The organism is Kordia sp. (genome assembly GCF_050633145.1).
GTDB lineage: Bacteria > Bacteroidota > Bacteroidia > Flavobacteriales > Flavobacteriaceae > Kordia.
The window spans coordinates 25,010-32,527 of the sequence record NZ_JBOEFY010000061.1; the positions used below are offsets into that span (position 1 = coordinate 25,010).

The 7,518-nt window shown below is 33.0% G+C and carries 7 protein-coding genes; 6 read left to right on the forward strand and 1 reads right to left on the reverse strand.

Going from position 1 to position 7,518, the window contains the following annotated elements:
* Positions 1-104 precede the first annotated feature (104 nt).
* Positions 105-1,583: a helix-turn-helix domain-containing protein gene (locus ACRBBL_RS23105; RefSeq protein ID WP_431371466.1), complete on the forward strand. Its 1,479-nt coding sequence runs from the start codon at positions 105-107 to the stop codon at positions 1,581-1,583.
* Between the two features lie 9 nt (positions 1,584-1,592).
* On the opposite strand, the gene ACRBBL_RS23110 is transcribed toward ACRBBL_RS23105, so the two are convergent.
* Complete coding sequence (locus tag ACRBBL_RS23110; protein ID WP_431371467.1) at positions 1,593-2,219, reverse strand: DUF2306 domain-containing protein; 627 nt, start codon at positions 2,217-2,219, stop codon at positions 1,593-1,595.
* 265 nt (positions 2,220-2,484) lie between these two features.
* Here ACRBBL_RS23110 and ACRBBL_RS23115 point away from each other — a divergent pair, with 265 nt between their 5' ends.
* The 5 genes from ACRBBL_RS23115 (at position 2,485) to ACRBBL_RS23135 (ending at position 7,443) form a co-directional block, all read left to right on the forward strand.
* Positions 2,485-2,754: a hypothetical protein gene (locus tag ACRBBL_RS23115; protein WP_431371468.1), complete on the forward strand. Its 270-nt coding sequence runs from the start codon at positions 2,485-2,487 to the stop codon at positions 2,752-2,754.
* A 6-nt stretch (positions 2,755-2,760) separates the two neighbouring features.
* A complete protein-coding gene (locus ACRBBL_RS23120) occupies positions 2,761-4,362 on the forward strand; it encodes an FAD-binding protein (RefSeq protein ID WP_431371469.1) in 1,602 nt (533 codons plus the stop codon).
* 78 nt (positions 4,363-4,440) lie between these two features.
* Positions 4,441-5,379 carry a DNA/RNA non-specific endonuclease gene (locus ACRBBL_RS23125; RefSeq protein ID WP_431371470.1) on the forward strand — a complete coding sequence of 313 codons (939 nt, stop codon included), beginning with the start codon at positions 4,441-4,443 and terminating at the stop codon, positions 5,377-5,379.
* 73 nt (positions 5,380-5,452) lie between these two features.
* Positions 5,453-6,358: a CHAT domain-containing protein gene (locus ACRBBL_RS23130; RefSeq protein WP_431371471.1), complete on the forward strand. Its 906-nt coding sequence runs from the start codon at positions 5,453-5,455 to the stop codon at positions 6,356-6,358.
* A gap of 17 nt (positions 6,359-6,375) precedes the next feature.
* Complete coding sequence (locus ACRBBL_RS23135) at positions 6,376-7,443, forward strand: hypothetical protein (RefSeq protein WP_431371472.1); 1,068 nt, start codon at positions 6,376-6,378, stop codon at positions 7,441-7,443.
* Positions 7,444-7,518: the final 75 nt, after the last annotated feature.

The window sequence follows — 7,518 nt, forward strand, 5'->3', positions numbered from 1 at the left end:
AATATTAAAACAAAGATTTTAAAAAAACAAGCGAACGTTCGCTAAAATAAAATATTCGCTTTTTTATCGTGGTTCGCAAAAATGATTATATTTGCTTTATTATTATGGAACAAGAATATATAAAACTCATATTTGGCTTAAAGCTAAAGCAGATTCGCACCGATAAAAATTTGTCATTATTTGGCTTATCTAAAATTTCAGGTTTGTCAAAATCATATTTGAACGAAATTGAAAAAGGGAAGAAATATCCAAAACCAGATAAAATTGTGATCTTGTCTGAGAAATTGGATGTGCCTTACGATCAGATGGTTTCGTTAAAACTGGATAAGAATTTAGCGCCAATAGGAGAGTTGTTACAGTCAAAAATTTTAAAGGAAATTCCATTGGAACTTTTTGGAATTAAGGAAAGTAACTTAATCGATATTGTAGCCAATGCGCCTGCAAAAGTGAATGCTTTTATTAGTACAATTATTGAAATTGCGCAGCATTATAACTTTAGTCGAGAAAGCTTTTTTCTAGCTTCTGTACGTTCATTTCAGGAAGCAAATAATAATTATTTTAATGATTTGGAGGAACAAGTTTTACGTTTTTCCAAAGCATATCAAGTAGATTTAACGGAACCAATCTCTTCAAAATATTTAGAAGAAATTTTAACCGAAGAATACGGATATACTATTAATAGAAATGAATTGAGCTCTTATGTAGCTTTGGAAAATTTACGTTCTGTTTTCGTTCCAAAAACCAAAACATTATTACTTGCAAACGGAATTGACGAAGCGCAACGTACTTTTATTTATGCTAAGGAAATTGCATATAATTTTTTAAAGATTACTGATAGATTGTATACGTTTCCGTGGATAAAATTTAAAAGTTTTGATCAAGTATTACATAATTTCTACGCTTCCTATTTTGCGGGTGCATTAACGATTCCTAAGAATGAATTGACCTCTCAACTGGAAACTTTGTTTGATAAGAAAACGTTTGATAGTGCATCGTTTCTTAAAACATTAGACAGTTTTAATGCTTCCCCAGAATCATTTTATCAACGTTTAACCAATATTTTACCAAAAGCATTTAATATTCAGAATTTATTCTTTTTAAGATTTACATATAAAACAAATAGTGAAAAATTTCATTTGAAGAAAGAACTCCATTTGTCGCATCAACATTCACCGAGAGCCAATGAAACGAATGAACATTACTGCAGACGTTGGGTTTCATTGAAAGTTTTGAAGGATATAAGTAAAAGTGAAAATGCACATGAATTTGACATTCAAATTTCTAACTATGAAGGCGATGATGCAAAGTATCTAGTGTTTTCATCAGCAACGAAAGATCCTTTTAAAGATAATCGATACAGAAGTATTAGTGTAGGCTTGTTAATTAATAAACAGTTAGAACGAAAATTAAAGTTTTTGGAAGACACTTCCATTAGGCATGAAACAGTTGGAGTAACTTGTGAACGTTGTGCAGTTAAAGATTGTTTGGTTAGACAAGCTCCTGCAATTGCTTTAGAAAAAGAAGCTAAAAATGAGAAGATTGCAACCATCGTAGAAGAGTTGAATACGAAGTTTTCATCATAAAAAGTTCAATTACTTTTTATTCAGTTTCCAAAACCAATAATTCATATACGCAGCACCAAAAACACTTGGTACTAACCAGCCTGCAATGCCTGGAATAAATTGGTTGACAACAATAAACGCTGTAACTGCCGAAATATAACCGCCAAGCATTTTTCCAATATGTAGCTTTAACCAAGATTTGCGGAGTTTTTTTGCGTTTTTAAACAGTAACAAATCTCTTATGGCAAAGATGATTCCGAGGGTTCCAAAAATACCTAAGACCGTATTTATTTTTCCTGTACTAATTAATGGATACAGTATCATGACAATTCCAGTAAGAATCATCAATACAGAAATAATTTTGTCTACTATTAATCTAGGATTCGGTTTTTTAAAACGCAATGCGCGATATCCAGTAATGATAAAATACGAACTAAATAATCCGATGGTGAATAAAAATGGACTTTCATGTTTTGGTAATACAGCAATGACCAAAGCAGATAACGCAGCAGCCAACATAGCGTAATAGAATACAATGCCCGATTTTTTATGTGTCGTATTTCCTTTTTTAGCAATAATAGCTATAAATCCTGCTATAAAAGCAATACTACCTAAAGTTGCATGTATGTAAATAAGATATGTTGCAAAAGTCTCCATTCAGTTATTTTTTTATCAAATCTCCATAATTGGATGACTTCATGAAACTCTTTATGACTCAATTGATGATTTTTAGGACTGAATTGTAAAACGAGATTAATACACTAAACATTAGGGTGTTTTTACCCTTGAAAACCTATCAGAAAGGTACTACTTTTATACTTCACTAATTTACCTAGTTATGAAATTAAGAAATAAGACTTTCGTCAGATGGAGCATAGCACTAATTATATGTTGTTTGTTTTCATCATGTTACACGGTTCGATTGAAAAACGTGTATGGTGATCCAGAACCCGATCCGGTAAGTGATAGAACCGATTATTACCGAATGATGAAAGTAAGAGAAATAGATACAGTGATTACTATTAAAGTTACTGATAAAGATTTTACCATGTTATTAGATAAGTGTGGACCAAGCGGAATTCATACAATAGAATACCGAAATACATTTGGCGGTGTTTTACTTAGTGCAGTCACTTTTGGACGAAAACGCAGAGTGCGTGTAAAATATGTATGTATGAAATCTAATAATTAAACGATCATGGCAAAGACAACACCTTACGCAAAAGGTACTTGGGATACCTTACATAACAATGGACCATTTCCGTTGAAAACGCTATACGTAACAGAATTAGCAGGTTCTACACACATGTTTTCTAAATACGATCGTTACAATGATGCAGCAAAAGAAATTCAACGACTCATAAGAGAAGCAGCCGATAGAAACGAAGGTTTTAGAGCGTATGGTTCTAGTTGGTCATTATCACATATTGCACATCAAAAAGATAATATGCATTACAATGGTTTTATGAGCATTCATATTCCAATTTCACAAGAAATGACGCATGAAAACACGAATTATGCCAATGAAAATTTATTCTTTTTTGAGTGTGGAAATACCATCAAACGAATTTCGGAAGTATTAGGTTCGCATGGAAAATCATTAAAAACAAGTGGCGCAAGTAACGGACAAACGATTGCTGGTTGTATTTCAACTGGCGTACACGGCTCTGCTTTAAATGTAGGTTCAATTCAGGATTATGTAGTTGGATTGAATATTATTATTGGCGATAAACCAACGGACATTGTGTATTTAGAACGCCATACAAAACCTGCGCTTACTGATGATTTTGCTAAAAAAATTAACGCAAGAGTAATTAGAAACGATCATTTATTCAATGCTGCTTTAGTTGGCTTAGGCGCGTTTGGTTTTATTCATGGCGTTGTTATTGAAGCAGAAGATCGTTTTCTGTTGAAACGTTATGTAAAGAAAATAAAGAAAGAATTGGCACTAGAATTGTCAGATACGATGGATTTCAAAAATTCCACTTTCAAAATTGATGGTGAAGTAGATGAAGATGGCAATCCAAGTCGTCCGTATCACTACAAAGTATTCATCAATCCGTATACAAATGAAGATGAATATGTAATAGAAGTGATGTATAAAAAACCGTATAAAATTCCATATCCAGATCCGTTTCCAGTCATTAAAACATCGTTGTATAAAGACCTGATTCATTTGTTAATAAAGATGTCGGAGAAGTTTCCAAAAGCGATTCCATGGTTTATCAAACGATTACGAAAAACAATCTTGCCAGAAGTGAATGAAGAAACTTTGGGAACTTTATATGAAACCTTTTGGGATGCACCATATCAAGGGCCAGCTTTTGCTGCTTCGGTAGGAATTCATCATAAAGATTCTTCTAAAGCGTATCGTATTTTGGAAGAAATGACGCAGAAAGAAGGACCAATTCCCGGGATTTTTGCCATGCGATTTGTAAAGCAAACAGATGCCACACTTGGATTTACGAAGTTTCCAATTACCTGTATGTTAGAAATTGATGGTGTGCTATGGGAAAAGTCGCGGAAAATTATGAGTTTAACAGAATATTCGCGTCGTATGATTGAAGTATTGCAAGAAAATGACATTCCGTTTACTATTCATTGGGGAAAAAATTCTGATTGGAAATTCCCGAATCTTGTAAAAGATATGTTTGGCGACAAGGTTACAGAGTGGAAAAGTTACCGTAACGGATTATTATCGACAGAAATGCAGCGCGTGTTTTCAAATGGTTTTTTAGAAGATACCGATTTGCATACGCCAAATGAAATAAATGAGGAAGATTTGATTGTTTCACTGTAAAGACAGAAAACTTTTGTTAATGAAGTTGTGTAGGCTTGCAGAATTTAATAATTTAGAAATACATTAATAAAACTGATTTTGAGTTACTCAATTAATTTTTTTGAAACACATTCAGTACAAGCACCAAGTATTGATATTAGCGAGACAGCTAAGTTTACAGCTGCAGGGTTGAATGTGTCCGATTATTATTTGCCGTATCAAAACTTTAGTGTATTGCAAAATCCGTTTCGAAAATTCCCCTATTATTCGGCTGTTAATGTAAATGGAACATGTTTCCATAAACTTAAAAGAGATAGCATTTTTGAAGGAAGCGAGCGTTGGTCAAAAGACGAACGTATTCCTGAAGAAACACAATGGGGAAATGCATTGTATAGTGCCAAAAAGTATGACTTTGACAGAGGTCATATGGCAAAACGAGAAGATGTGCAATGGGGAAAAGATGTAGAAGAAGCAAGAATAGCAGCGCGTTCTACGTTTTATTATACCAATGCACTTCCGCAAGTAAGTAAATTGAATAGAGGTGTTTGGAAAAGCATCGAAAATTATATTTTACATCATGAAGCTGTAAAAAACAGTATGAAAATTTGTCTATTCAGTGGTCCAGCGTTTCGCGATGATGATCCTGAATTTTTACAAACTGTCAATGACGAAATTGTACGATTGCCGTATTTGTTTTGGAAAGTGGTGTACTATGTAAAAGATGAACAATTGTATAGAGCAGGATTTTTAACGAGTCAGCGTAGACAAATGCAAAAAAAACGCATCATTAAACCTGTGAGTCGCTCGGAAGAAGGTGTACGATCTACACATTTCAATTCTTTTAAAGATGCAGAAACCTATCAGGTAAACGTGTCTTTTATTGAGCAAATAAGTAAATTGTCGTTTGAAGCTGCCACAGAAACGTTTCAAAGTGACGACCCAGAACGAATTATACTTTCACGTGTAAATGTTCGTAATAGTGGTAATGAAAGTGTGAAATTAGAAACACTTGCAAATAGTATGAATTTAAAATTATAACATCATTTCAAATACAATTAACATATTATTCATTAAAGCCAATCCAATCGATAGTGATTCACTACGTTTGGATGTGGAAGAGAATGCCATACGCGATGTTTTAGGAAGTAGTGATGACAAAGAAAAATTTGAATTTGAATCGAGAGGCGCAGTTACAAAAGACCTTTTAATAGATCATTTACTGAAGATAAAACCTAATATTCTGCATATTTCTGGACATGGAAATACGGATGAACAATTGCTTTTGGAAGATGTTGATGGATATAAGGAAGAAGTATCTATCAAGCGTTTATCGGATGTATTATCGGGCTTTTCAGATCATATTGATTGTGTGTTTATGAATACTTGTCACAGTCTGGCTGGAATTACTGATTTTAATAAAAATATAGCATATATCATTGGAATGAATAATGAAATTCCAGATGATGTTGCCATTAGTTTTTCTCGAAACTTTTACAATTCACTGTTTAATGGCAGAACGATTAAAGATTCCTTTAAAATTGCGTTATCGCGAATTGCCATGACCGATCAAGGAGATGAACATATTCCGAAACTGATTGTCAATAAAGCAGCAATACAAAACGCAGACGAAATTGAGGATGAAGAGGAAGATGACGATGACGAATTGATTAATACGATTGTATCTGAAGAAGAAATTGCAGTGGCAAAAACTGGATACAAAAAAAGTATTCGTTTTCATTCCCGATTGATCTACATTGCTATTGGTTTGAGTTTAGGTTTAGTTGCCTTTTTATTGATTAGTCAAGGGCAAAAAGACATTACATCCGCACTATTAGGATTGATTCCGAGTGCTTTTGGAAGTTATCCATTTTTAGAAATTCAGAAGCGAAAAAATAGGATTACCCTCATCAGAGTATTTGAATTAAAAAGAAAGCGCTTACTCAATGCATTGGCGCAACTTTCACCGCATGAACGTAGAGAATTAAACGACGAATTTAAGCGATTAATTATCATTTAAAAAAGAACAACTAGCATATGAAAACATATAAATCTATAGAAGAAACAATTGCTGATGTTCGTAGAAAAGACAAGCGCTATAATTATATTTATTTAGTAGTTGTTTTAATTATGATTGCTGTCATTGCTTCCATTATCATATATACGCAAGATAAAAAGAACAGAGAAAATGTAGCATTGATTGCAGAATATGAAATGAAATTAAAAGAATACGAACGATTGCTAAAGGAAGATAAGTCTCGCGCTGATTCTATTACGCAATTGGTAGATACGCTTCGAACCGAATTAGTTCGTATTGAGAACGACTTAAATGATGATGCAAAACCTAGAGAAACTCGGCAAACTGTATTGAACAATGTAACGCAGGCACAAGATAAATTGGTTCGAATTACTAATAATATTTCTGACAATACCATTATACGTTATTATAAACGCACGGCAGATGGGAATAGAATTCAAAACGCAATTGAATCAATCAAAGATCCTAGCTTTACACTTAATCTTAAGAAGCCTCTTAGTGATAATGGTCATTATAAAGTAAATACAATTTGGTATGGCGCTGAAGTAAATAGAATTGAAGTAAGCAAGCTCATAAAGAGTTTGCGAAAAAGTGGTATTCGAATTAAAAATGTAAAAAAGTTTGATAATCCACATACAAAGACTTGGAAAAGCAAAGTTATAGAAATAAGATACGAATCTATAAGGCCTCCAAAACCAGCAGAAGACGAAAAAAAAGCTGATGCCGAAGCTTCAAATTCAAGGGAAAAAAATAATAACGATCAATACAAGGTTCGGTTTTATTCATACAAGCCAGATACAACGATAAAAAAGAAATTAATAACTTTTATTAGAAAAGAAAGCTACACATTAACTGTGTATCCTGATTGGAAAGAAAAACACAGCTTTTTTGCCAAAGTCCCTACTGTTTTTTATTACAATAAAGACACGAAAGATATTGCCGAAAAATTGGCTGCAACATTATCAGATTATATCAAAGGCGTAACATTCAAAGTGCAATATGGAAACGGGTATGGAATTACAGAAAAGGAAAAGAAAAATACATTTCTTGTACATTATACACAGTAACAAATTTTGTAATGTCCTAAGATCTCAATTTATTAATTTCATATAGAATAGATATAAAAAAACCGAAGAATATCT

Coding starts and splice junctions, on each gene's coding strand:
- ACRBBL_RS23105 (WP_431371466.1), top strand. CDS start 105: ATGGAACAAGAATATATAAAACTCATATTTGGCTTAAAGCTAAAGCAG.
- ACRBBL_RS23110 (WP_431371467.1), bottom strand. CDS start 2,219: ATGGAGACTTTTGCAACATATCTTATTTACATACATGCAACTTTAGGT.
- ACRBBL_RS23120 (WP_431371469.1), top strand. CDS start 2,761: ATGGCAAAGACAACACCTTACGCAAAAGGTACTTGGGATACCTTACAT.
- ACRBBL_RS23135 (WP_431371472.1), top strand. CDS start 6,376: ATGAAAACATATAAATCTATAGAAGAAACAATTGCTGATGTTCGTAGA.